Source organism: Salinimicrobium aquimaris, from assembly GCF_035607535.1.
Classification (GTDB): Bacteria; Bacteroidota; Bacteroidia; order Flavobacteriales; family Flavobacteriaceae; genus Salinimicrobium.
This window is the reverse complement of the sequence record NZ_JAYDZX010000017.1, coordinates 404,790-427,464: the sequence shown is the minus strand read 5'-3', so window position 1 is coordinate 427,464 and position 22,675 is coordinate 404,790. Positions and strand designations below refer to the sequence as shown.

Below are 22,675 nucleotides of genomic sequence, written 5' to 3'. Positions count from 1 at the left end.
GTCGGTTGTCGGTTGTCGGTTGTCGGTTGTCGGTTGTCGGTTGTCGGTTGTCGGTTGTCGGTTGTCGGTTGTCGGTTAAAAGGAACAAAAACTGACAACTCAGAACTGACAACTGCTTTTTAACTTTTCCAGTTCTTTTCTACATACTGAATAAAAGAAAAGATCTTACCTCCCAATAAGTCATACTTGCTTTTCAGATCTTTAATTTCAGGAATCTCATAAAGCTCATCAATCATCTCTAGGTGAGAAAGACATTCCAGAAGAGAAGCATGACTATAGGTCAAAAATTTAATGAAGTCTTGCTTATAGGTTCTTCTCCCATATCCCTCTACTATATTATCCTTTACACTTTTAGAGGATCTCCTCACCTGACTCCCCTGCTCATAAAGTTCAAATTTGGGCAGTTTCAGCGAAGCTTTGTGAACTTCAATAGCGTATCGAAAGGATAAATTGTATATGTCCAGATCTTTATAACTTTTCATATTCTTCAGTTAAGGATTGTCGGCTGTCGGTTATCTGTTATCTGATTATATAAACTTATGACTTTCAAATTTAAACCTGGACAAAACTGAGCTATGCGAAGTTTTATCACAACTCACTGAGAACTCACAACTGAGAACTCACAACTGAGAACCCACAACGGAGAACTCACAACTGAGAACTCACAACTGAAAACTGAGAACAGAGAACTCACAACTCTCCATTAAAAACTTCTATCCATTGTTCTTTAACAATATCCCAATCAAACTGCCTCACCTTCTCATAAGCAGCGTGTGCTATACTCTGACACCTTTGAGGATCCTGCAGCAGGTCTTCTATAGCAGCAGCCATTGCAGGTATGTGGTTTTGGGGCACGAGAATACCGTCTTTGCCGTTGTCGATGAGATAAGGCATGCCTCCCACGTCTGTTGAGATGACGGGAAGGCCCAGGGCCATGGCTTCAATGACGCTGATGGGTGTGTTATCTACATCAGTAGAATTGATGAAGAAGTCGTAATCCACAGACAAAGCTGCCCAATCTTTCTTTTTCATCTTTCCTGGAAATTCAACAGGAATATTCTTATCTGCCGCGTATTCCATACACCTCACGAGGGAACCATCCTTTTCGGGTCCCACCATACATAGTTTGGCTTCAGGATGTTTATTATAAACCTGTTCGAAAACTTTTATTGCCATTAGCGGATTATATCGCTCCTGAAACCTGCGAACCCAAAGAAAATTGGGCTGGAATTTTTTCCTCTCCTTAAAAGGGTAATTCTCTAAAGTTATGGAGTTCGGAATGATGCGGGAATTCGTAAAACCGTGATCTACAAAAATATCATATAAAAAATGAGAGGGTGCCACATTGACCCGGGCGTTGCCGAAGAGTGATTTCGTAAGGTTGGGGGTTTTATCAAGGCGTTCCTTAAGATTTCCACCGTGGAGGATGGGGATGTAAGGCAACTTTAATTGCTGACATAACTTTCCTATGCTATAGGCATAGTAAAAATTTTGTGCACCATAGGTATCAATCAGCACCACATCAGTTTCCTTGCGATGACTCCAGATAAGAGAAAGCATTTCCACCAGACGCAGCGCCTTGTTGTCTTTAGCAGAGGCCGTCTTCACCCAATACCCCTCCTGTTTCAATACTTCGCTGAAAAAAGAAATATAGGTAGCGGTAAAGGTCGGGTTGGAAAGATTGTTACCTATATAAAGAATTCTTTTTTTCATCAATTAATTTTAGGCCGCAAGCTTCCTGTTGTCTTTAATTTTCCCGACAGGCCGTTTTTTATCGTCCACAATATATAATAGGGCCAATCCATAAACAAAGGCCGGCAATGCTATTCTCATGGCCGAATGGTTGATTGTCAAAAACCAAAAAGCCACAAAAGCTAAAAAATAATAATTATTCTTGAACTTCAGCCAAAACATTAAGGGCACAAATATAAGAATTAGAACAGCTATTACACCAAACATTCCGTGCTCAGCTAAAAGCCGGGTTAATTCATTATGAGAATTAATTCCAACACCCAAGTTTTCTTCGCGGAATTCCCGACCTTTGCCCACTCCTATTCCAAGCACCGGATTATGGTAAAAACCTTCAAGTTCCACTTCCACCAGTTCCACCCGGCCAGTAGTAATGTCTTCTTTAACTTCACCAGCACGATTCTTATTAGCGTAACGATTTCCAATCAGGCCGGAGGTTGCCGTTAACGAGAACAACCATATCCCGACCATAGAAAGAAGCACCAAACCCATTTTAAGTTTGGTAGATTCTTTATCACGTCGTTCTTGTTTATAATACATAAATCCTATAAAAGCCAAGATACATATCAAACCTGTAAAAACACCTCCTCTTGAAAATGTAATTAAAGCCCTATAGCCCATTAGCCCCAATAGAATTAAGTCGATTATATTGATCATCTTACTTTTCACCGTGAACAACCTGGTAACCAATAAAAAGGCTCCTAATCCAAAAACAGTTGAGATCTGGTTTGGTCCATACCCTCCGGTAGCTGCATAATTTGCCGAAAGACTTATGATTTCTTCCCGTATAGTAGGAGTGTACCAATATAAATAGAACATTTGGGAAACGACAGGAAGCAACAACATCATCAGGACCATTTCGAGATCCTTCTTTTTAATCTTCTTATAATAACAGTAAAGAGCAGAAATACCCAGACATACAGGTCCAGCCAGGTTAAAAGCAATAAGCTTCCTGAATTCCGCTTCATAACTCAGAGTAATAGATGCGACGATTACACCTGGAATGAGAAAAAATAAATACAACCAGTATGGTACTGTTCTGGAAGAAGTGCCTTTAAAAAATATACCGATCAGGAGAAAAAGAATTACACCATATTTACCCGTTTCATAAAAAACAAGTGCCCCAGTCTGTCTCCAGAAAACTTCAGCCCCTGCTATATAAGCAGCTGCCATTAAAGCCTCATTACTTCGATTTTCATTTTGTATGGTGGTGAAAAGAAAATATCCAAAGGCTCCAATAAAATAAAGGCCCGAAAGTGACTCCTGCAGGTAAACAAGAAATGCGATTCCTATGTGTAATAATAGGAGCCGGATATATCGGTTATGGAAAAAACTGTTAATATTAATCTATTTTATTAAACAGGTTCAATATCCTTCAAACGTTTTTATTCTTGCAGTAATATCCTGAAAAAATTTTCAACTTCTGGAAAAATTGTTCTTTCCGAATACTCCTCCAAAATTTTTTTCTGTAAATTTTCAGCGGCCTCTTTTCTTTTTCCGGTATGGTCAATATAATGCAGAATAGCTTCTGAGAGCACCTTAGGGTCGGCAGGCGGGACTAATAACCCTTCTTTCCCCAACACCTCAGGGCATTCTCCTACCGTAGTGCAGACTACAGGTAATCCCGCCCTTCCATATTCCAGCAGTGCCAGAGGCAAGCCTTCTGACGCTGATGATAGAACACCAAGGTCTGCCTGCAATAACAGCTCCTTTACATTTTGTGTTTCGCCGTAAAAAAACACTTTTTCCTCAAGATGAGTTCGCCTTACAAAAGTCTTTAATTCGATAGAATAATTGTCTTCCTTATCTTTTCCCACCAGGTGTAGGGAGGCCTGAGAATAGACTTTTTCAATCGTTTCAAAAGCCTTTAGCAAATTAAGGTGATCCTTTTGGGGACGCAGGTTTGCCAGGCAAAGAATTTTAAAACTATCCTGCTGTCCCTTTAAAGAAGAGAGCTGAACCGGCACTCTATTTTGAGCATCAGGCAGAAAATTTCTAAAGAATCGAACCTCCTTCGAATTTAGATTTTTCTCCGCCCATTCCTTTAAAGCAGCATTAACTGTAATAATCCCTTCAAAAAACCGGGAGGCAATTCTTAAAATTTTTTTTCGCCTCTTATTCAGATTTCTACCGTAATGATCATGCCATACGATTTTCAGTTTAGGAATACTGAGCTTAACCATTAAGGCAAGAAACCACGAACTGCTATGTGCCTGAAACAGGTGGATTTCATTCTTTATAACAAATTTTCGCAATTTCAGTAAAGCTTTTAAGTCTAAAGTATTCTTCTTGTCCAGAAACAAATAGCCAACTTCAGGAGAAATTTCAGCTTTTAACAAACCTTCTTTACGAGTACAACAAAGATAAGATCCCGGTATTCGCTTAGAAAATGCATTAGCATAATTCACTGCCATGCGTTCTGCCCCACCAGGTTGCAAACTATCTATGAGTTGTAATACGCGCACTATTTGGTTTGTTGTCTGTTGTTTGTTGTTGCTTGCCTAGAAGGCCCTGAATTGCTGCTTCGAATTTTTCTAAGGTGTACTGCTGACTCCATTCCTTCGCAGCTTTGGACATTCGTTGCATTTCCTCCGGATCGTTCATCAACATAGAAATTTTCTCCAGATCCTCTGCCCATTGCCCACTGCCCACTGCCCACTGTTTTGAGCCGTTGACTATTATCTGTTGGCCCTGACTTATATTTTGCAACAATACTCCACGTTTACCATAATCGAGCATCCAAGGCACACAGCTCACGCGGGAAGCAATGGGAATACAGCCAAAAAACATCCCCTCTGCAACAGCCTTGGGCCAACCTTCAGATCGGGATGGGAGGATAACAAAGTGTGCTCTCTGGTAGGCTTCTTTAAGTTCTTCCAAAGACTTGTTCCCTTTAAAGCTAACCATATCTATTAGTTCATTAGCCTTACAAAAATCTTCTAGCTTCTCTCTTTCAGGTCCATCGCCGTAGATTTCCAGTGTCCCAGGTGAACCATCTTCAATCAGTTCCTTTATGAGTCGGATGGCTTCGATCGCTTGTTTCCCCGCTACCAGGTTTCCCACGAATAAAAATGTAAAGGGTTCAGCAAAGGTTTTTTTCCTCACCTCTTTAATTTCATTTTCCGAAAAACTGGCGGTAAAAAAGGGTCTGACATTTGCTGTTTGCCTCGGCCAGTCGCCATAAACCAGAACTGCCATATTACGGGTCAAAAAAGAATTTTTCAAAATCCATTTCTGAAGCTTGTAGGACCAGGGTTGGTCAGCCTCCGGATCCCAGTTCCCGGCGTATTTAGCGGATTTAGGTTTCTTCGGAAAAAACAGCTGACAAAAACAGGCGATAAGCCCAACATTCCCGGGACAGCGAAGATGCAGATAATCTGCCCTGCTCATTTCCTGAAATATTCTAATGGCGATAACAGGAATATTGAAAACAGCCTTTAAAGAGTTCTTTAAAGATAAAAGGTCGAAGGAAGGAATGGTTTTAAAGTCGGGAGAGGCTGTCTCATAAATTTCCTCTTTTGCAAAAGTCCCCTTACCAGAAAAGGGAGCGACAACAGTTGTTTTACCTACATTTTTGAACCACATGTTCATTTCCCTTACATAAGGTGCATAGGCCATTAACTTACCACCGCCGGAATGGTGGATCACATGAGTAAGAACAAGAAAATTTTTCGTCATTTTTTTCTGATCACACAAAATAAGGTAGGACCTTCATATTTCCCCGTTAACACCTTCAGGAACATGGATGAAAATGATTTAAAATTAAAATATGGTAATTTCTTCTTTTCAAGGCTCACAACCTCAAAATCTTCAGAATCAAAAATTTTACGAATAGCTTTCTTTTTGAAGAAATTCAAATGAATGGGAGGTCCATCCTGAAAAATAGTATCTCCGGGAGAATTATAGTTTAATCGCTTATCATAATTGGGGACTGAAAAGATAAATAGACCTCCCGACTTAAGTTTTCTCTTGATTAAACTTAAACATTGTTCCATATCCTGAATATGTTCCAGTACCTCCCACATAAGTATAACATCAAAATTGCCATCCAGATCTTTTATAATACTAAAATCTCCCTGATGTACATTAAGACCAAAAGATCTGGCCTTCTCATTTACCTTTTTATCTATCTCAACTCCTGTAAAAGAGCTGTTCGGAAAAGTTTGCTGAATAAAACATCCCATCAACCCGATCCCTGAACCAATCTCTAAAATGTTCGAATTATCCCTGATGTATTTTTTGACTAGCCTTTGCCGATTGTATCCGACCTTTACGATTCCTTTTTTAAGCTGCTCATATTCAATAATCGAATGAGCTTTATATTTAGGATTTTTGTCGTTATATAATCGGTCATAAATTTCACTAAATTCCTGCTGGGAGAATTTTTTCCTCGAAAAAATTAGTTCACAACTTTCGCATTGAACAAGGTCATGCTTAGTATTGACCAGTTGGATATTTTCCCCACAATACTTACAAGTCTCAAATACTTCTATCATAAAAGGTACTTCATATTTTTTATTCAATCCCTCTTTTGCATCAGCATACTGAGGTGCATACAGCTGAACATATAATCATCATTTAAACCAGATTTCTCCCAATCTTCCCTGTGCCAGTTTTTCGCCTTCTGAAGTTTCTTCTCTTCCGATATTGGCAGCATATTGATTAAAAAAGTCCATTTTGTTTTTCCCAGCACCGCTTTTCGATCCATAATTTGAAACCCACTCTCAAACTGGTAATAGGTCTTCCTGGAAAAAGGCCATTCCCAATCCTTATCACTCTGAAAAGGGCGATAAAGAACCCGCAATGTTTTTATTGGAATACTGGTCTCCAAAGGATCGTGACTAACTATCACACCACCCGGTTTCAATTTTTCATTAAGGCGTAAGATCAGTTCATCCACATTCCTGAAGTGATGCAACACGCCATAGGCGTAAATGAGGTCAAAATCCTTTTCGGTAAATTCCTCTGAAAGAAAATCCATTACCTCTGCCCTGGCTCCGTCTACAGTTTTCAAGCGTTGATTTAGATGTCTGATTCCCTTTCCACTAAGATCGATCCCCAGGTAACTTTTAGAGTTTTCTGCCAAGTAAAGGCTTAAGCTGTTACCCATATAACATCCCAGATCCAAAACTTTTTTTTCGGAAAGATCACCAAACCAGGTTTTGTGAAGCTCGTAAATATCCCTTTCTACACCTATACCCTTTTTCATCCGGTTTAGTAAACCGTTCCTGAAATAGGACCAGATACGGGTGGGCAGGTTCTTATGCTTTCTGTCATAGAATTCTTCCTGGCGTTTATTGATGGCTATTCGTTCCTCAGGCTTCATGTGGGGGTTTATTAAATATAAGACTCCACCACCCTGCAATCCTTCCCAGGCTTTCTGTAAAGGCTTCCTGTCTTTCGTTAGTGGTAATAGTATTTCCCATACGCACCAAAGTTAGCAATAAAGCAGTGGCATGCCACTTCAACCTGGCTTCCAGTCCGGGAGAGGGATATTTCACCCTCCATACATACCAGCCGTTCCTAATTACCATTTTTCCGTAATTATAACGATTAGGCCTGCCCGATTCCTCGTGATAATGATATAACTGAGCCGAAGTATTGAGATACAGTTGACCAATCCGCGAAGCCCTTAAGCAAAAATCCATGTCTTCATAAAGCCCGTAACCTTCAAAATGAGATGAAAATTTTATCTTTTCAAAAAGTTCTTTCCGGTAGGAAGCCACTCCCCCCATGAAAAATTCCACCGGATAGATCTTTCCCGTAGGAGGATAAAACCCGGTTGAAAATCCATTCGAGAAAGCAGGCATCATTCCCGGCAGCTGATCACTCAATAGCCCGAATTTCTTTCGCAAAACATTTCTGCTACCCAGTTTCCTTGAAAAACCATCAATTCCGTATTCATCATAAAATGGTTCTCTCTCTTCCCAATTTACGTCGCTGATTATATACCCCGCAACGCCTAAAGCTTCAGGGTATTCCTGGTATGTATTCAAAAGATTTTTAAAAAAGTCTTTTTTTAGTGCCGTATCATCATCAAGGAAACAAATGATTTCAGATTCCTGAGCTACCTTTGAAATTCCGAAATTACGTTGCCGGGTGAGCCCGCGATCCCCTTCATCAACCCGGAAATATTTTAAATTCTTAAAGGAGTTCTGACCAATTGCCGCTTCAGTTTTAGAGTCAGGCGAACCATCCACTACCAGAATCTCGCTGGGATATAAAGTTTGATCATTTACAGATCTTAGCAGCTTCAACAGCGGTTCCGGCCTTTTGTAGGTACATATTACAAGGCTAAAATTCATCTGGTATTCTCTCCGGTTTTGATAGCTGACTCCGGCTTTTTTCTCATGGTGTTGATCAGGTCTAATTCAGCATTCAAACTAGAAACATTAATGATATTCCAGTTTGCAAACGGCCATTGTTTCAGCTCTTTTCTCTGTACCGCCTGCTGAAAGATATTCTGGAAAATAGCTTTCCCAAGGTGATTCCGTTTAAAGTATCCTCTAAGGTGTTCTTCCATTTGGGGAACCTGGTAAACCTTCGCCCAGTTTATGGACGGGAACCAGCGATACTTTTTGGTAATGTCTCTTGACTGCATCAATCTCTTGATAAAAAACTGATCCATGACAGATCTAAAGCCCCACATCCCGAACTTCACAAGGTCAGGAAAGGTTTGAGGGATCAAGGGAGCCTGGTTAGTAGGCACCTTATAGAATCTCCTTAGGTCCTTATTCTCCTTGAACAGTCTCTTAATAAACCTGTAATTCAAACGCCGGTTAGGATGTATGCTACTGGTCATTCGCAGCATTTGAAGGGACATGGCCGGAGAGTACGCATCAAATTTAGCGTTGGTGGTCAACAACTGTTTGGAGAGCCGCATCCGGGTATAAGTGTACCAGGAAAACAATTCGTCATACAGCTCTGCATAAGGAAGCTTGTGAGCCTCGATCCTGGTAAATATCTCATCCAGGTCGTTTTTCAGGGAGTCGATAAGTTCGCTTTGATCCAGGTCAAAATCGAACTTTGAAAGATTCTTTTCGTGATAATAAATTTTAAACCTTCTGAACACCTCCTTCTTCCAGGATTCAAAATTTTCCGAAGTGGCCGGCGTAAAATGATAGTCTTTATTAAAAACATAGTGCTTGAAGAAATTCTCTTTTCGAAATTGCTTTGAAGAGAAGGCAGAGATCTTTCTCGCGGGTAAGGCTTCGCACAATTCCCCTAAAAGCATTGGCTCTTTTGTTTTTTTGCTAACCGATTCGGTTATTTCAAGCCAGCTACATAGTTCCAGACCTTCTGTTTCAAAAGTGTATTTTTTAAGCAGTTTCGGGCTGGGAAAATAAAGCTCAGGCTTATAGCAGGCCACAAACCCGGCTTTTTTCAGGCGAGCCAGCCTGGAAGCGATTTTAGATTCATAATTTTGAGGACTTCCGAAAGTATAACAGGTAATTTCTTTGTCATTAGGAATGGCTCCAAAGGCGATCCTGCTGTCTATGCCCCCGCTAAGGGCCATATTGACTTTTTCAGAAGTATTAAGACAATATCCAACTTCCCTTTTATAAGCTTTCCAATACTCCTTTGGAGAGGGGTCCTCTTCCGAATTATCTTTAAAAAGTGTATCGTCATATTCTACCGAAAGTAATTCCCCTCTAAAGGAATACTGACGACGTTCTCCCGGCAATAGCCTCTTACATGCCTTCAGAATTGTCCTGGACCCAATATTCGAGTATTCAGGCCCCAGGGTTCGCTGCACGATCCCGGCTTTATCGAATTCCAGATCACTAAAGGTTCCAGCAAGAATTACACTATTGGTAATAATAAATTCTTCTTCAGTTTTTATATAATACAGGGGGTATAAATTGACCTGATCGGTACAGATAGTGATCTGTTCAGAACTTTTATCTATCAGTAATGCGGAAAAAGAACCGGTAATATTTTTAGGCAAGGGCCATCCACTTTTAATACCTTCAATAACCCCTTTTCTTTGTCCTTGCAGATCTTTTACAGGTTTATCCAGATCCCTCAGATAACCGTCATTTAAAAGATGGCATCCATTTACCTCTTCAGGCAACTGAGCATTTTCAACATACAGATGCAAGTATTTTATACGGTGAAAAGTCCCACTTTCGGTCAGCTTACATGAAGCCTTTAATTCTCTATTACTTAGAACGAATTTCATACTTTTACCGGCCTGCTCTTTTTTTCTTCCAGAAGCTGCGCCCATTTTTCACTTTCTTTCCACCTTCTTCTCATTGTTTTAATATAGGTCCATGGGTTTTTGATCTCCTGTTTAGGATAATATCTTAGAAAGAGCTCTACTTTAAAACCTGATAATTGCTCTTCTGAAAAATATTTTTTCGCGTAGGCCATCAAGGTAGGGGAAGGTTTAGGCAAAAGCGCCCTTTCTTCCCAGGGCTTTTTTTCCTTGTTTCTAAATCCTCCAACGGGAGCCTTTAAATGAGAGATCTCCAGGCCCGGGTGATAAATAATATCACAACCTACTTTTCTAAGTTGCATTCCAAAATCCTTGTCCTCCCCATAACCGAATTCCATGGATGTATCAAATCGCACTAAGGATGCAAATTTTGAAGAGATAATACTGTTACCTGCTCCAAAAGTCCCCCATTGCTTTACTTTACTGAGTTTTTTGTTTTCATCTGGCTGTAAATATGACGTAGTTACGCCGGGAGCTCCCAATTTTTTAATTTCCTTTAGTACAGAGCTTAAAAAACCAGGTTCTATTCTCTGGTCATCATCTGATAAGAAAGTCCATTCAGAAGTAACGTGATCTAGGCCTATGTTCCGGGCATTACAAGCCCCCATTACATGGGTAAATATATGTTTCATTTCAAAAGGCCACTGCATTTTCCTGATTTCGGGAAGATCAGTTTTTGAAAAAGGATCAGGATTTTGTTCCACTACTATCACCCTCTTCGGAAGATGGGTTTGAGCTGAAAGATCGGCCAAAACCTGTCTCAGGTGCTCTGGCCTTCCCAGGGTTGGGATCACTACATCTATAGTATCCCCTGTTTTTTCCTTAAATTTTTCTGAGTTTATATTATCAGTATCTAGTTCGAAATTCTTTCTGAAATGTTTCGAACTAATAAATGACCTTATTAGATCCCAAAAAGGCAGTGTTGATTCATATTTATAAAAACAGAAGCTTAGGATAAACACCCATGGCCATTTATAGTGCTGCCTGACAAAGCGAAATAGTTCCTTGGAACCAGAAAGATAATTTAGCTTTCCTGCCTGTTGTAGATCCTGCAATAATCGAGGTTCTGAATAACAAAACAGTCCGTTTTGTTGTCCCAGTTTGGCGATGGAATTCAGGTTATATCCGAAGTCATAATTTTTCCGGAACACAGATTCAAAAGAAAGGAGGGTTCTGCCTTTTATCCCCCCCATATCTGTGCTCATTCTCCAGGTTGGATAGGATACCTTATAATCAGGGTTAACAAATGGCCATTGATCAATGTAGCCAATAGTTTCAGGTAAATACTGATTCTCCACGGCAAAGGAACACATCATCAGGTCATGATGAAAGATCTTTCCAAGACTTGAAATATTAAAATGAACCTGATATTTTTTCTCTACCCAGAGAATAAGTTCTTTGGGATATTTACGAGCAAGTCTGATCAATTCTGAATTCAGATCGTTACTATGTACAGCGATCTCATCTTCATTTCGAAGAATTTGAAATACCTTTTGAGCGCTTTCATGAATGATCAGGATCATGTAGTAACTTTGTTTAAACTGAAATTTTTCCGGTTATTTGATCCAGGATAATCTGCACTTTCTTTCCGGGATGTAAAACCGTGGCGTAATATTCCTTGTTATTTCTCTGTAACTTTTTTCGTGAAGCCACATTGTGAAAAAGTTCGTTCACTAACTCTATACACTCCGCGGCATTTTTATAGGTAAGGTAATTTTTCCCTTCCTCAAATCCCGGGATTTCATACTGAGAAACAGGAGTGGTTAATATAGCCAGGCCATTGGCGACATATTCCCCAAGTTTTGCCCCTATACTCCCTTCCAACCCCTGGTTCACAATCCCAATGGAAGCAGTCTTCAGAATTTTAAAATATTTTTTTCTATGATATTCTTCACCGGGTAATACAAGGTCAGGACATATATTTTCCGAATATTCATTCCTCAGGATCCCTCCTGTAAATTTAGAACCGAATTGCCTTTTCAAGGCTCGATTGATTTCTATACGTTGCTCATTAAGTATAATCCTCTCCTCTTTTTTCCAGGAAGTCGAATTATTGCCAGGGTCCCAGAGTCTTGCCCTGAAAATGACCTGTTCGCCTTCTGCCGGTTCCGACTCCACATTTTTTAATTCATTCACAGAGATCCCGTCCTTCAGATCAAGAAGAGCGGAAATACTTTTCCAGTACTTCAAAGAATATTTTATTAAGGAAGAGTCTTTCAGGAAAAGATACTTCAGTTCAGGGTTCCTGTAGTATACCGGAAAATACAGACCATAAGGAATTAATTTTTCTGATCTTGTATAATCTGTGTTTAGCAACATCCGTTTTACATAAAAATCGGCTTCTTTATATAAGTCATGCTTTATCTCGCTGTTATCTGCAAGGTCAAAGAACACCTTTGATCCATTCACTTCCGCTATAAAAACATCTCCCGGATATCTCCCAAAGTCAGCCTTGTACTCCAAAGAGATCTTTCTGTTATCACTCAGGAACTGGAATCCGGCCAATAGCTGGCTGAAATGATGAAGCGTCGAATTCAGATGGACCACTATTTTAGTCATACTGGCTAAGATCTGAACTTAGAAGGAAATCCCATTTTTTCAGGTCCTTATTTAAACTTTTTCCGATCACTGTCTCAAATTTTGAGGCATCCATTCCAAAACCTTTCGGCTTCTTGGCTTCCAGATCCTCAAATTTCAGGATATGTCCGGCAAGCAGGTCCTTATTCACCGCAAGGGATTTTTCGAAGATATTCTTAAGCTCATCAAAAGAACGGCTACTGGTTTTATCCACCGGATTTTTAAATGCGGTTTCAAGACTGCGAACGGCTTCAACCAGTTGAGTGATTTGGTTCATTTCAAGGGAAGACGAAGCATCGGGACCAGAACTATTTCGGTCGAATACCGCATGAAATTCCAGGATCTCAGCTCCCATTGCTGTCGCTGCGATGCAGGTTTCAAGCCTGGCTGAATGATCTGAATAACCTATAGTCACATTATATCTTTCCTTTAACTCGGGGATCACGTTCAGGCCATAATTTTCAGGCTGGGTAGGATAGGCCGTGGTACACTGGAGAATGGAGAATTCCACATTTTTTGATCTTAAAAAATCCACTGTGGCATCCATTTCTTTGAAGGAACTCATACCCGAGGATAAAATAATGGGTTTTCCTGTACGGGCGATCTTTTCCAATAAAAGGAGATTGTTAACCTCCCCCGAACCTATCTTATATCGCTTCACTCCTATTTTTTCCAAAAGGTCGACCGCCGCATTACTGAACGGAGAGGCCAGGAATTCAACTCCTTTTTCGTCACACTTTGCTTTGAGCTGCTTCCATTCATCCAGGTCAAATTCCATGCGTTTCCAGTACTCGAACCGGGTTTTATCTCGTTCAGAGAACTTAACGCGAAAAGGTTCGTGAATACTGCTTTCGGCATCGGCAATATGCACCTGAAATTTGATGGCATCCACGCCTGTTGTCGCAAGGGCATCAATATAATCAATAGCCTTTTTGAATGAGCCGTCATGGGCTTGGGCGACTTCTGCTATGATGAACATTTTTTATAATTTTTTCTTTTGAGAAGACTTCCCTCCAAAATGCCTTCCGGGGTATTGATACTTTATTTTAGTCATTATTTTTTCTTTCAACCACCAAAGCCTTTGTTTTAAACAGGGGCTGATAAAAATAATTTTCAGTCCGCCCTGCCATTTATCTGAGGGAAAAGGGCTTTTGACAGAATTTTTTATAAGGCTGATACTATGTACCACTATGTTATTTGGAAACATTTCTTCAAGAATACTTTGCTGAGGCAGCCTATCGCCCTCAATCGCGATTATTCCTCGGGGTGACACCAGTTTTTCAATCTCCCTTAAATTATGATCCTTTCCGTCAATAATAACAAGGTCAAACTTCTTATCGGTGGGCACTTCTTTGATCTCGGAATAAATATTCAGTTTACTTTGATTGACTCCCAAATTTTTATTTAGAGCTTTCAGACAATATGAATTGTCTTCTGTACCGGAATAACACTTGATATGATCTTTCTTAAGATCAAGAAGGGAACCCGAAATACTTCCAATACCCAAGCCTACTTCCAGGACTCTTTTACTTTTGAAGCAGGTGATCAATTCCGCTAACTTGCGTACCGCGAATTCACTGGCTATATACTGATTCCCTTTAGCATGTTCAAATTTGCGGTAAGCTCGCGAAAGCTTTTGCTTATTTTTCATAAGGCTATGCTAAAGCTTATTCTTTTTAGATCATCTTCCACCTTAAAAGAATAGTTGTAATCCCTGTAACAGAAAACGATTTCCTTCAGGAGCATATCGTTCACCTCTTTCATCGAGATATAAGGCTGGGTTTGTTTTCTCAGCAGTTTTTTAATTCTGTATTTGAAAGAATTAAAATAAGGATCCTCCACGAACTCCACTTTAACGACTTCTCCTTTAAGAGAAGGGAGTTCCACTCGAAGAAAGTGCTCAACATGTGCCAGGATATTCTTTACTCGAAAGTTTTTTGTAGGGTCTTTTAAAAGAACCGATCTTTCCGTGGAAATGACCTCACCCATTTGAGAGGATTTGATGATCCCCAGTTCCCGATTCCTCTGAAAGTGTCGCTGATTAAGCCTCATAATATTTTTAACCCGCGGGTTACCAGTGAGCAATTCGTCTTCAGAACCTGAAAAACTCAGGTGCCAGTTGTGGTAAAAATATTCGGCGTCTACCCTTTCTCTTTTGTAACCCCCATTTTCCAGACGGGCGACCAGGTCCTCATCCTCGGCCCCATAAAAATGAAAGAACTCATCCAGACCTTCCACATCCTGCAGGGCTTTTTTATCCGCCAGGATCATCCCGTTCACAGTGCCATACCTGGCAGGCTTGAGTTGTTCAAAAGAATAATTTTCTTTCAGTTTCTCTGACTCTTTCTTACTCAAATATCCCAGTTTAAAAAGGGAAAATTTCTCCGGGCCAGCAAGTTGCTCAAACAGTGATAGGGCTTCAGGATGAAAGATCAGATCCACATCGGCAATAAAGATATAATCCCCCACGGCTTTTCTGATCCCATAATTCAGGGCTTTACTTTTGTTCCACAGTACTTGAGAAACATTCAAAAAATACGTTTTCACAAAAGGAAAATCCTCTGCAGTTTTCTGATATTCCGGAATTAGCTTGGGCGTACTTCCGTAATCCACAAATATGACCTGAAATGAGCTAGCTGTCTGTTTTTCCAAGGATTCAAAGGATTTTCTTATCCTTTCGGGATCACGGTTTCGGTTGGCATATATTATTGAAAATCTCTTCTCCAATTAATTTAATTCGCTTTCTATTAACTTATATTTTTCCAAGACCTGCTTCCGAACCTTGTTCCTGTCCAGCAAAGGCCTAATATTTTCAAAATTATAGGCAATTCCCGTCTTGACATCCAGAGCACCGGATATCGCTTCTTTTAAATCACCCTGTATTGCCTGAATATCAAAGGGGTCTTCGATCAACAACCCATTCTTCCTGTTTTCTATTAATTCGGAAGTCGCCCCCCCGGGATTTGACTGCACGGGAAATGCCCCCATAACCATCGCTTCCAGTAGAGTGTTCGGCATCCCGTCAGAACTGCTATTACCAATATACATAAACGATCTCCCCATCAATTGCAGCACCTTTTCAGGAGGCAGTTTCTCCAAACATTGCAGGTTATTCCATGTTTTCAATTTTGAAGATTCTATGTAATCAAAAACTTCAGTCGGAGCGCCAAAGATCACTAGTTCATAATTTTTTATCTCAGCATGCAACCCTGAGATCGCCTTTAATACCTCCAAACATTTCCCGTGTTTCCCCTGGTAACCTTTTATTAGGATCACATTTCTTTCGTCAAATGGCAGAAAATACTCTTCCAGTTTCTCAAGATCAAAGCCACCACCTCCGGGAAAGGCTCCCAAAAATTTCCCATTAAAACCGTTTTCCAGCGCGATCTGATGGTCCCTTTTACAATCTGTAAATAAGTAATCGATCTTTGGCAAGACCTTTTTTATTCCCTCCAGATATTCTTGATGTTTCCTGTAATAAAACAGATCACTCCCCCAGGTGGAAAGGATCCATTTCAGTTCGGGAAATTTTTCAATTACGGGCAGGACCGGAACTCCCGACAAGTAAATCACAAAGCTGTGAACCACATCCGGCCGGATCTCCTTTATCTTGGCTTCCAACACATCCGTAAGATTCCGTTCATTCAGAAGGTTTATAAGCTTGTTCAGTTTGGGGGCCTTGCTTTTTAACAAATAACGCCCTTTAAAATCCTGCTTATAACGCCATCCTGTAATTTGCTCCGCGAAATCTATTTTCTCTACATGGGTATTGGAATCGAAAACATCCAGCCAGTAAACTTCATGCCCTGAATCTTTCAACTGTTCGGTCCAGTTAAAGAAATGCGGGGCAAATATGGAAACCATCAGGATCTTCATTAACTTCTCAAACCTTCTATTACCTCTTTAAGATGGTTTTCTGATAAATACTCTTTTATTTCCTTATAATCAGAAGACAGGAATCCAGCCTCCCAATTCTCATATAGATTACTCAATAATTGGCATATTTTTTCTTCATTATCTATTTCTGCCCAAAAAGGATAATCTTCACCCATTAACCTTCTTACTTCGCTTTTTGGGGGACCCAGTAATAATATAGGTTTTCCTGCGGCGATACAATGAGGAAATTTCCCGGGAAGAAAAGGACTAATTTCAGCTTTCGCTTCAATTATTACATTGACCGAAGCATTTTCCTGCAAACAGGCAACCTTTTTAAAATGCATATTATCACAATAGACTTCTATTCGCTCATTTTCTGCAGCCTCACTTGAAAGGTAAGCCTGATAATGTACCGTGGGCCCCACATGAATAAGCCGCGCCCTAGCATTTGGATTATTTAAAAGAAATTTCTTAAAACCATTAATCAGGCCTTGCGGCTGACGAGCCTGCAACATGTTACCTGCATGCAAAACGATGAATTCGTCAGATGGCAAATCTACTTCTTCAGGTTTTTCTGACGGCAAATTATGATTCAGCTGATGGGGAATCACGATGCCTTTTTCATTGTACGGGCTGTAGTGAGAGCCCATCCACTCTTTAAGATGGAGGGAAGGAAATGCGGCATACTTACATTTATCAGCAACCTCCATCATAAACTCCTGTTTAGTGCTAAAACCTGACTCTCTCCAGGTATAGGGTTTGGGATACCAGTGCATGGGATAAGGATCGTGAATATAAGCGATCCACTTTCGATGCCATTCAGGAAGTTTTAAAAGGGCATGATGAGGCCTGAAACTTCCGCCTTGACTTAGAGTCAAAATCCAATCAGGATTAAAACCTTTTTCATTTATAAGAGAAGCGGTTATGCTATTTCGGTCATTATACAGAGTAAAAGAAAAACCGGTTTTTTTTTCAATTTTCGGGTTTAAACTAATTTTAAGATATTTCCGAATATACCTTTCTATACGACTTAGAAAAAAAAGTAAACTTGACCGGTTTTCAGGTATCGAAATCAGGTCAGCTCCTTCAATTTTTACTTCTGTACGGGTATAATGATAAACCTTTAGCTTAAAGCCAGCTTTTAATAAGTTTTTTATAAGACTTACATTAGCTTTAGCTCCACTACCCGAATCCACATCCAAGGATTCTGAGACAATAAGAATTTTAAACGACTCCTTTGTCAAATTTGATTCAATAAAATTTCGACAATACGTTTTGCAGCCATCCCATCTCCAAAAGGATTATTAATTGAATTTGGGACATTATTTTCACTCAATAGTTTTTTGGCTTCATTAAAAATAATAGAAGGATCTGTCCCCACTAGAATAGAAGTTCCGGCCTCAACAGCTTCCATTCGTTCTGATACTTTTCTTGTTACTAATACTATTTTCCCTAAACTTGGAGCTTCCTCTTGAATACCCCCAGAATCTGAAATTACGAATTCGCAATTTTTTATCAGCCATAGCATCGTAGGATAATTTACAGGAGGTATTAAATTAATTCCTTTTTTATTCCTTAAAATACGATTTACAGGGCCTTGAACCTTAGGATTTAAATGTACTGGGTAAATAATATCAATTTTTAAGGAAGTGGAAATTTTCAGAAGAGCTTCACAAAAATCCTCAAAGTCTGGTCCGAAATTTTCACGCCGATGCCCTGTAACTAGTATATATTTTGATGAGATTTCGCCATCCAATCCAGCTTGCAACAGTAAATTTTCTTGATCAAAACTAAGAAGCCTATTTGCTCCTTCATTAAGGGCATCAACTATAGTGTTTCCCGTAACAAATATTTTTTGCGATGAAATATTTTCCAATAATAAGTTTTCCCTAGCCTGAAGAGTTGGAGCAAAATTAATACTAGCGAGCCGAGCGGTTATCTGCCTGTTGATTTCTTCAGGAAAAGGTGAATTACTTTTAAATGTTCTCAAACCTGCTTCGATATGTGCTATTTTTATTTTCCTATGAAATGCTGCCAAGGCAACCATAACAGAGGTAGTCGTATCACCATGAACTAATACTAATTCCGGTTCTTCCTTATTTAAGATCTTATCAATATCTCTTAAAATTCCAGAACTTAAACTATTCAATGATTGATCAGGCTTCATTAAAGAAAGATCATAATCAGGTTGGATATTAAAGAAGTCAAGGACTTGGTCCAGCATTTCCCTATGTTGAGCTGTAACGCAAATTTTAAAGGAAAGCTTTTCTTTTTTCAGTTCTCGAATTACAGGAGCCATTTTTATAGCTTCAGGGCGTGTACCGAAACAAATTAAAATTTTCAAGAAGATTTAAGTTTTGATTTGAAAATAAAAAATTGTTTAAAAAAAGGGTAGAAAAGATAACCTCCATTATACTTCATTCTTTTCCACAAATCAGCATCTGTTGCTTTTAACACCTTATTTATTATCGCTTTTTCTTTTAATAAAAACCCTAACTGTATAAAATGTTTGACCATATTCCTGGACAAACATGTATTAGCCTTTAAATGGTCTATCACCAATTCAACAGCCTTAACCTTAGAAGCTCTTCTTGCCGGGTTATTATTCCAAAATTGTCCGGTATTTGAATCAGGATGTTTTCTATTGAAGTATAAAATCTTATTAATAGCTGAGCCCTTTATTTCTTTAGAAAATAACCTAATATAGAATTCCCACTCCTCTGCATAGGTTAATTCTTCATTAAATCGGTCATTTCCAAAAACCTTTTTATCCCATAGAACTGTACAACATGCGAACCCAATTTTCTGAGTTACTATATCTTCAAGATTCTTAAATTCTATTAACCGATTGTAATTTGGTTTATAGTTATCCAAGGTTTCAAAATTATCCGACCACAACCCTGAAAAAGGTTTTTTTTCATAATTACAAAACTGAAGGTTGGGGTTGGATCTAATCGAATTCATACTGATTTTCAACAAGTCAGGATGTACAATATCATCACTATCAAAAAAAACTACATAAGAACCTTTCGCCAATTCTATTCCCTGATTTCGACATCCTGCAGGGCCCTTTAGATGGCTTACTGTCCGTTCAATGAATTTAATTCTTTGATCAGCATTTAAATATGGTTTGAGAACTTCTTTTGTGTGATCAGTACTACCGTCATCTATTATAAGACACTCCCAAGAATGAAATGATTGATTAACGATACTTTTCAGGGTTTCTTTTAAATAATGAGCCCTATTAAAAGTTGGCATTATAATGCTTACAACAGGACTCATTTAAGCAAAAATTTCTTTACAACCTTTTTCAACCCTCCTTTATCAATATTCTTAAAGAATTCTCTATTTCCTTCAATAACTTCCTTTCGCCCAATATTTGCTTTATAAATATTCCTTTTTGCAGTTTCAATAAATTCAAAATGTGTTCCGTTATATTTAATTTTCAAATAGGCTTCAATTATTCTCCAACTGTTTATAAGATTTTCCACCTTTTGACAGGAATCGTAAGCACTAACCCCTTGCTGAGAAAATCTATAATATGCCACACCTTTATTGGAAAAACATATTTTACTTGAATTGATGATCATCCGTGCCATGAATTCTCCATCCTGGTTAATATTTAACAAACTTAACCAGCCACCACCTTTTTCTATCAATTCTCTTTTAAATAAATATGCATGAATTGGAAAAAAACCTTTGGACTGGGCAAGAGCTTCAAAAAACAAGAGGGAAGAGTCAAAATCTTTATACTCCTTTAAATCAGGTGATATCCTGGCATCGCTCAATTGATAAAAACGTCCCCATTTACAAGTTGCCAAATCAGCATCATTTTGCAGCATACATTTAATCTGGCTTTCCAGCTTCTCACTAGAAATAATATCATCAGAATCCAGCCATTGAATATATTCCCCTTTACTTTTCTTAAAACCAAAATTTCGACAAGAATTAGCACCTTTCAACCATGTTTCAGGACGTTTGAGATATTTAATTCTCGAATCTTCAGCCAAAATAAACTCCATTAATTCCTTAGTGAAATCTGAAGAACCATCATCTACCACTAAACATTCCCAGTTATGATAAGATTGTTCTTTGACTGAATTTATTGTCTCCCGTAAGAATGTACTGCGATTGAATGTTGGGATTATAATAGATACAAGTGGTTCTTTCATTGGTTACAAAACTTTTCTTCTAATGGGCTTAATGTAAGATTTCCAAAATTTATAAACTCTGGAATTCCTTAATTTGCTAATCTCATTCTGTTTTGAATCAATGATAAAGAAAAAATTATCAATAGTTTTATCTATATTTTCTACAAGTAGATCTTTATGTTTTTTAAAAACATAATTCCTTATATCACTATAATGCCTTTTAGCTTGTACATTTCTGGAAATTTTCTTTTTTCTAAAATTATATAATGGTTCAGGTAGGACAACTACACCCCACCCTCGTTTACATACTGAAATATTATACTCCCAGTCTTCATAACCATTTTTCAAGTTGAGATCGTAACCGGAAACTTGTTCCCAACATACTTTTCTATATAATAAGGTGGCGGGAGCATTATTTTGAAATAATGCTTGGTATGCACTTCCGCCTGTCGGTTTATCAACCCTTAATTTTACTCCATTTTCATCTCTAATTGTCAACCAGCAGGTAACCATTCCTACTTCCAAATTATTATCCAATATTCCCACTGCCTTTTCAAGAAAAGTGGGCTCATAATAATCATCAGAATCTAAGGTTAAAATATACTGTCCTTTGGCCTGACTAATTGCTTTATTTCTTGCCTCAATAACTCCTAAATTCACCTGAGTGATTAAAAGATCAATTTTAGGTTTAATTTTTCTTAAAACCGCCTTAGTCCTTAGGTCTGAACCATCGTCTATTACGATGATCTCCTTTTGAGAATAGGTTTGATCTATAGCAGACTGAACAGCTTGCTCTATAAATAGAAAATCATTATAACAAGGAATAATGACAGACACAAGTGGTCGCATCAACTAGTAATTAAATTATTATAAGTTTCTCTCCAGACTTCATTAATATGCTTTTGAGAAAAATTCTCGCAAATAAACTCCTGAGCCTTTTCTCCTAATCGCCTTCTTAAATCTGGATTTGTAATTAATACTTCAATCTTTTCCATCATAGCTTCTACATCCTTTTCAGGAACTATAAAACCGGTTTCTCCTTGCGAAATCGTGTATTTAACACCCCCAGAACCGAATCCAATTACAGGCAGACCGCAGGCCTGTGCTTCAGCAGTTACAAGACCCTGACTTTCGGCTCCGTAATCAGGGTCAGTAATTGAGGTCATTAAGAATATTTCACTGTTACACATTAGGTTCCTTATTTCATTTTGGGACTTTCTGCCAGTTAAAAATATATTTTCTTTAAGATCATATTTACTAATCAGATTCTTTAATTCCAATTCCTGATTTCCTTCTCCTACTATAGTATATTTAACTAAGTAACCTTTTTCTTTCAATTTTCTCACACATTCGATTCCATAACGATGACCTTTATATTTGACCAACCTACCAACACTGATAAGTTGAATGCCCCGATCCAATTCATTAGTATTTTGTTTTAAAGGAAAAAAATACTCTGTATCAACCGCAACTGGAATGGTTACTATTTTTTCATGTGGCGCCATTAAACGGATCAAAATATCTTTTAAAAATCTAGTGTTAACCGCTAAAAGATCCGCAGTTTTAAAAAGTACATCATAATATCCTTCCTCTGAAATTCTTCCATTTATCGGAAAGTAAAGATCATGTCCGTGAAAAGAAACGATTAATTTGGAGGTTATTAAACCTATTTTTTTGAACAGATCCAATGGCCTGGCATTGGTCCCAAATTGAACATGAATTAAATCATAGTCTTTTAATTTCCCATAGAAATGGAATTCGTATATATACCTTACTTCAAATTTTTTCTTTCTCTTTAAAAATTGTCTTAGCTTCTTTAAAGAAGGAAGATTATAAATCACTAAACCCATGGCCAGAAAATAACGACTTATCTTCCCTGAAGGAATGCCGTAATCCTCCAGAATTATTCTTTCCTTAAGACCGTATTTTTCGAAGAGGTGATTCTGTTTACTGTCCTCAATACTACACAAGTCCTCTACCAAAATGTTTACTCTATAACCACATTTTATGGCGGTGATAATTTGTGCAGTTATAAAGGTTTCCGAAAGTTGAGGGTACTTCCAAATTTTGAAAAGAATACTTTGTTGATCTGGTTTCATAAAAC

General features: G+C 38.5%; 21 protein-coding genes. All 21 read right to left on the bottom strand.

Translation table 11 applies throughout. The annotated features are described in order from the left end of the window. Positions 1-119: 119 nt before the first annotated feature. The 21 genes from VR862_RS15595 to VR862_RS15495 all read right to left on the bottom strand — a co-directional run bounded on the left by VR862_RS15595 (position 120) and on the right by VR862_RS15495 (position 22,670). Positions 120-482 carry a four helix bundle protein gene (locus VR862_RS15595; RefSeq protein WP_324721973.1) on the bottom strand — a complete coding sequence of 121 codons (363 nt, stop codon included), beginning with the start codon at positions 480-482 and terminating at the stop codon, positions 120-122. 208 nt (positions 483-690) lie between these two features. Continuing rightward, positions 691-1,713 (bottom strand): glycosyltransferase family 4 protein, encoded by a 1,023-nt coding sequence (locus VR862_RS15590; protein WP_324721972.1) that lies wholly within the window; start codon positions 1,711-1,713, stop codon positions 691-693. Between the two features lie 9 nt (positions 1,714-1,722). Then, the gene (locus VR862_RS15585; RefSeq protein WP_324721971.1) at positions 1,723-2,922 is read right to left on the bottom strand and encodes an O-antigen ligase family protein; all 1,200 of its coding nucleotides are present in this window, start codon (positions 2,920-2,922) and stop codon (positions 1,723-1,725) included. Between the two features lie 212 nt (positions 2,923-3,134). Continuing rightward, the gene (locus tag VR862_RS15580) at positions 3,135-4,214 is read right to left on the bottom strand and encodes a glycosyltransferase (protein ID WP_416384505.1); all 1,080 of its coding nucleotides are present in this window, start codon (positions 4,212-4,214) and stop codon (positions 3,135-3,137) included. After that, a complete protein-coding gene (locus tag VR862_RS15575; protein WP_324721969.1) occupies positions 4,189-5,427 on the bottom strand; it encodes a glycosyltransferase family 4 protein in 1,239 nt (412 codons plus the stop codon). The genes VR862_RS15580 and VR862_RS15575 overlap by 26 nt, the downstream gene beginning before the upstream one ends. Continuing rightward, positions 5,424-6,245 carry a class I SAM-dependent methyltransferase gene (locus VR862_RS15570; protein WP_324721968.1) on the bottom strand — a complete coding sequence of 274 codons (822 nt, stop codon included), beginning with the start codon at positions 6,243-6,245 and terminating at the stop codon, positions 5,424-5,426. Before VR862_RS15570 ends, VR862_RS15575 begins: the two co-directional genes overlap by 4 nt. 23 nt (positions 6,246-6,268) lie before the next feature. After that, a complete protein-coding gene (locus tag VR862_RS15565; RefSeq protein ID WP_324721967.1) occupies positions 6,269-7,075 on the bottom strand; it encodes a class I SAM-dependent methyltransferase in 807 nt (268 codons plus the stop codon). Further along, positions 7,065-8,054, bottom strand: a complete 990-nt coding sequence (locus VR862_RS15560; protein ID WP_324721966.1) for a glycosyltransferase family 2 protein — start codon at positions 8,052-8,054, stop codon at positions 7,065-7,067. The genes VR862_RS15565 and VR862_RS15560 overlap by 11 nt, the downstream gene beginning before the upstream one ends. Continuing rightward, the gene (locus VR862_RS15555; protein WP_324721964.1) at positions 8,051-9,976 is read right to left on the bottom strand and encodes an asparagine synthetase B family protein; all 1,926 of its coding nucleotides are present in this window, start codon (positions 9,974-9,976) and stop codon (positions 8,051-8,053) included. The genes VR862_RS15560 and VR862_RS15555 overlap by 4 nt, the downstream gene beginning before the upstream one ends. After that, on the bottom strand, positions 9,928-11,490 hold the full coding sequence (locus tag VR862_RS15550; RefSeq protein WP_324721963.1) for a glycosyltransferase family 2 protein: 1,563 nt from the start codon (positions 11,488-11,490) through the stop codon (positions 9,928-9,930). Before VR862_RS15550 ends, VR862_RS15555 begins: the two co-directional genes overlap by 49 nt. 13 nt (positions 11,491-11,503) lie before the next feature. Beyond that, the gene (locus tag VR862_RS15545) at positions 11,504-12,526 is read right to left on the bottom strand and encodes a glycosyltransferase (RefSeq protein ID WP_324721962.1); all 1,023 of its coding nucleotides are present in this window, start codon (positions 12,524-12,526) and stop codon (positions 11,504-11,506) included. Further along, complete coding sequence (locus VR862_RS15540; protein WP_324721961.1) at positions 12,519-13,523, bottom strand: N-acetylneuraminate synthase family protein; 1,005 nt, start codon at positions 13,521-13,523, stop codon at positions 12,519-12,521. Before VR862_RS15540 ends, VR862_RS15545 begins: the two co-directional genes overlap by 8 nt. A gap of 3 nt (positions 13,524-13,526) precedes the next feature. Further along, positions 13,527-14,195: a methyltransferase gene (locus tag VR862_RS15535; RefSeq protein ID WP_324721960.1), complete on the bottom strand. Its 669-nt coding sequence runs from the start codon at positions 14,193-14,195 to the stop codon at positions 13,527-13,529. Further along, on the bottom strand, positions 14,192-15,271 hold the full coding sequence (locus tag VR862_RS15530; protein WP_324721959.1) for a glycosyltransferase family 2 protein: 1,080 nt from the start codon (positions 15,269-15,271) through the stop codon (positions 14,192-14,194). Before VR862_RS15530 ends, VR862_RS15535 begins: the two co-directional genes overlap by 4 nt. Next, positions 15,272-16,420: a glycosyltransferase family 4 protein gene (locus tag VR862_RS15525; RefSeq protein ID WP_324721957.1), complete on the bottom strand. Its 1,149-nt coding sequence runs from the start codon at positions 16,418-16,420 to the stop codon at positions 15,272-15,274. Then, positions 16,420-17,664 (bottom strand): glycosyltransferase family protein, encoded by a 1,245-nt coding sequence (locus tag VR862_RS15520; RefSeq protein ID WP_324721956.1) that lies wholly within the window; start codon positions 17,662-17,664, stop codon positions 16,420-16,422. Before VR862_RS15520 ends, VR862_RS15525 begins: the two co-directional genes overlap by 1 nt. Further along, the gene (gene wecB / locus VR862_RS15515) at positions 17,661-18,764 is read right to left on the bottom strand and encodes a non-hydrolyzing UDP-N-acetylglucosamine 2-epimerase (protein ID WP_324721955.1); all 1,104 of its coding nucleotides are present in this window, start codon (positions 18,762-18,764) and stop codon (positions 17,661-17,663) included. The genes VR862_RS15520 and wecB overlap by 4 nt, the downstream gene beginning before the upstream one ends. Beyond that, the gene (locus VR862_RS15510; RefSeq protein WP_324721953.1) at positions 18,761-19,702 is read right to left on the bottom strand and encodes a glycosyltransferase family 2 protein; all 942 of its coding nucleotides are present in this window, start codon (positions 19,700-19,702) and stop codon (positions 18,761-18,763) included. Before VR862_RS15510 ends, wecB begins: the two co-directional genes overlap by 4 nt. Then, complete coding sequence (locus tag VR862_RS15505) at positions 19,699-20,592, bottom strand: glycosyltransferase family 2 protein (RefSeq protein ID WP_324721951.1); 894 nt, start codon at positions 20,590-20,592, stop codon at positions 19,699-19,701. The genes VR862_RS15510 and VR862_RS15505 overlap by 4 nt, the downstream gene beginning before the upstream one ends. A gap of 3 nt (positions 20,593-20,595) precedes the next feature. Continuing rightward, positions 20,596-21,420, bottom strand: coding sequence for a glycosyltransferase family 2 protein (locus VR862_RS15500; RefSeq protein ID WP_324721950.1), 825 nt, complete (start codon positions 21,418-21,420; stop codon positions 20,596-20,598). Further along, on the bottom strand, positions 21,420-22,670 hold the full coding sequence (locus tag VR862_RS15495) for a glycosyltransferase (RefSeq protein ID WP_324721949.1): 1,251 nt from the start codon (positions 22,668-22,670) through the stop codon (positions 21,420-21,422). The genes VR862_RS15500 and VR862_RS15495 overlap by 1 nt, the downstream gene beginning before the upstream one ends. Between the last annotated feature and the right edge of the window lie 5 nt (positions 22,671-22,675).

Bases quoted from the DNA above. Each gene is read 5' to 3' on its own strand.
- VR862_RS15595 (WP_324721973.1), bottom strand. From the start codon at position 482: ATGAAAAGTTATAAAGATCTGGACATATACAATTTATCCTTTCGATAC.
- VR862_RS15590 (WP_324721972.1), bottom strand. From the start codon at position 1,713: ATGAAAAAAAGAATTCTTTATATAGGTAACAATCTTTCCAACCCGACC.
- VR862_RS15585 (WP_324721971.1), bottom strand. From the start codon at position 2,922: ATGGCAGCTGCTTATATAGCAGGGGCTGAAGTTTTCTGGAGACAGACT.
- VR862_RS15575 (WP_324721969.1), bottom strand. From the start codon at position 5,427: ATGACGAAAAATTTTCTTGTTCTTACTCATGTGATCCACCATTCCGGC.
- VR862_RS15570 (WP_324721968.1), bottom strand. From the start codon at position 6,245: ATGATAGAAGTATTTGAGACTTGTAAGTATTGTGGGGAAAATATCCAA.
- VR862_RS15565 (WP_324721967.1), bottom strand. From the start codon at position 7,075: ATGAAGCCTGAGGAACGAATAGCCATCAATAAACGCCAGGAAGAATTC.
- VR862_RS15560 (WP_324721966.1), bottom strand. From the start codon at position 8,054: ATGAATTTTAGCCTTGTAATATGTACCTACAAAAGGCCGGAACCGCTG.
- VR862_RS15555 (WP_324721964.1), bottom strand. From the start codon at position 9,976: ATGGGCGCAGCTTCTGGAAGAAAAAAAGAGCAGGCCGGTAAAAGTATG.
- VR862_RS15550 (WP_324721963.1), bottom strand. From the start codon at position 11,490: ATGATCCTGATCATTCATGAAAGCGCTCAAAAGGTATTTCAAATTCTT.
- VR862_RS15545 (WP_324721962.1), bottom strand. From the start codon at position 12,526: ATGACTAAAATAGTGGTCCATCTGAATTCGACGCTTCATCATTTCAGC.
- VR862_RS15540 (WP_324721961.1), bottom strand. From the start codon at position 13,523: ATGTTCATCATAGCAGAAGTCGCCCAAGCCCATGACGGCTCATTCAAA.
- VR862_RS15535 (WP_324721960.1), bottom strand. From the start codon at position 14,195: ATGAAAAATAAGCAAAAGCTTTCGCGAGCTTACCGCAAATTTGAACAT.
- VR862_RS15525 (WP_324721957.1), bottom strand. From the start codon at position 16,420: ATGAAGATCCTGATGGTTTCCATATTTGCCCCGCATTTCTTTAACTGG.
- VR862_RS15510 (WP_324721953.1), bottom strand. From the start codon at position 19,702: ATGAGTCCTGTTGTAAGCATTATAATGCCAACTTTTAATAGGGCTCAT.
- VR862_RS15505 (WP_324721951.1), bottom strand. From the start codon at position 20,592: ATGAAAGAACCACTTGTATCTATTATAATCCCAACATTCAATCGCAGT.
- VR862_RS15500 (WP_324721950.1), bottom strand. From the start codon at position 21,420: ATGCGACCACTTGTGTCTGTCATTATTCCTTGTTATAATGATTTTCTA.
- VR862_RS15495 (WP_324721949.1), bottom strand. From the start codon at position 22,670: ATGAAACCAGATCAACAAAGTATTCTTTTCAAAATTTGGAAGTACCCT.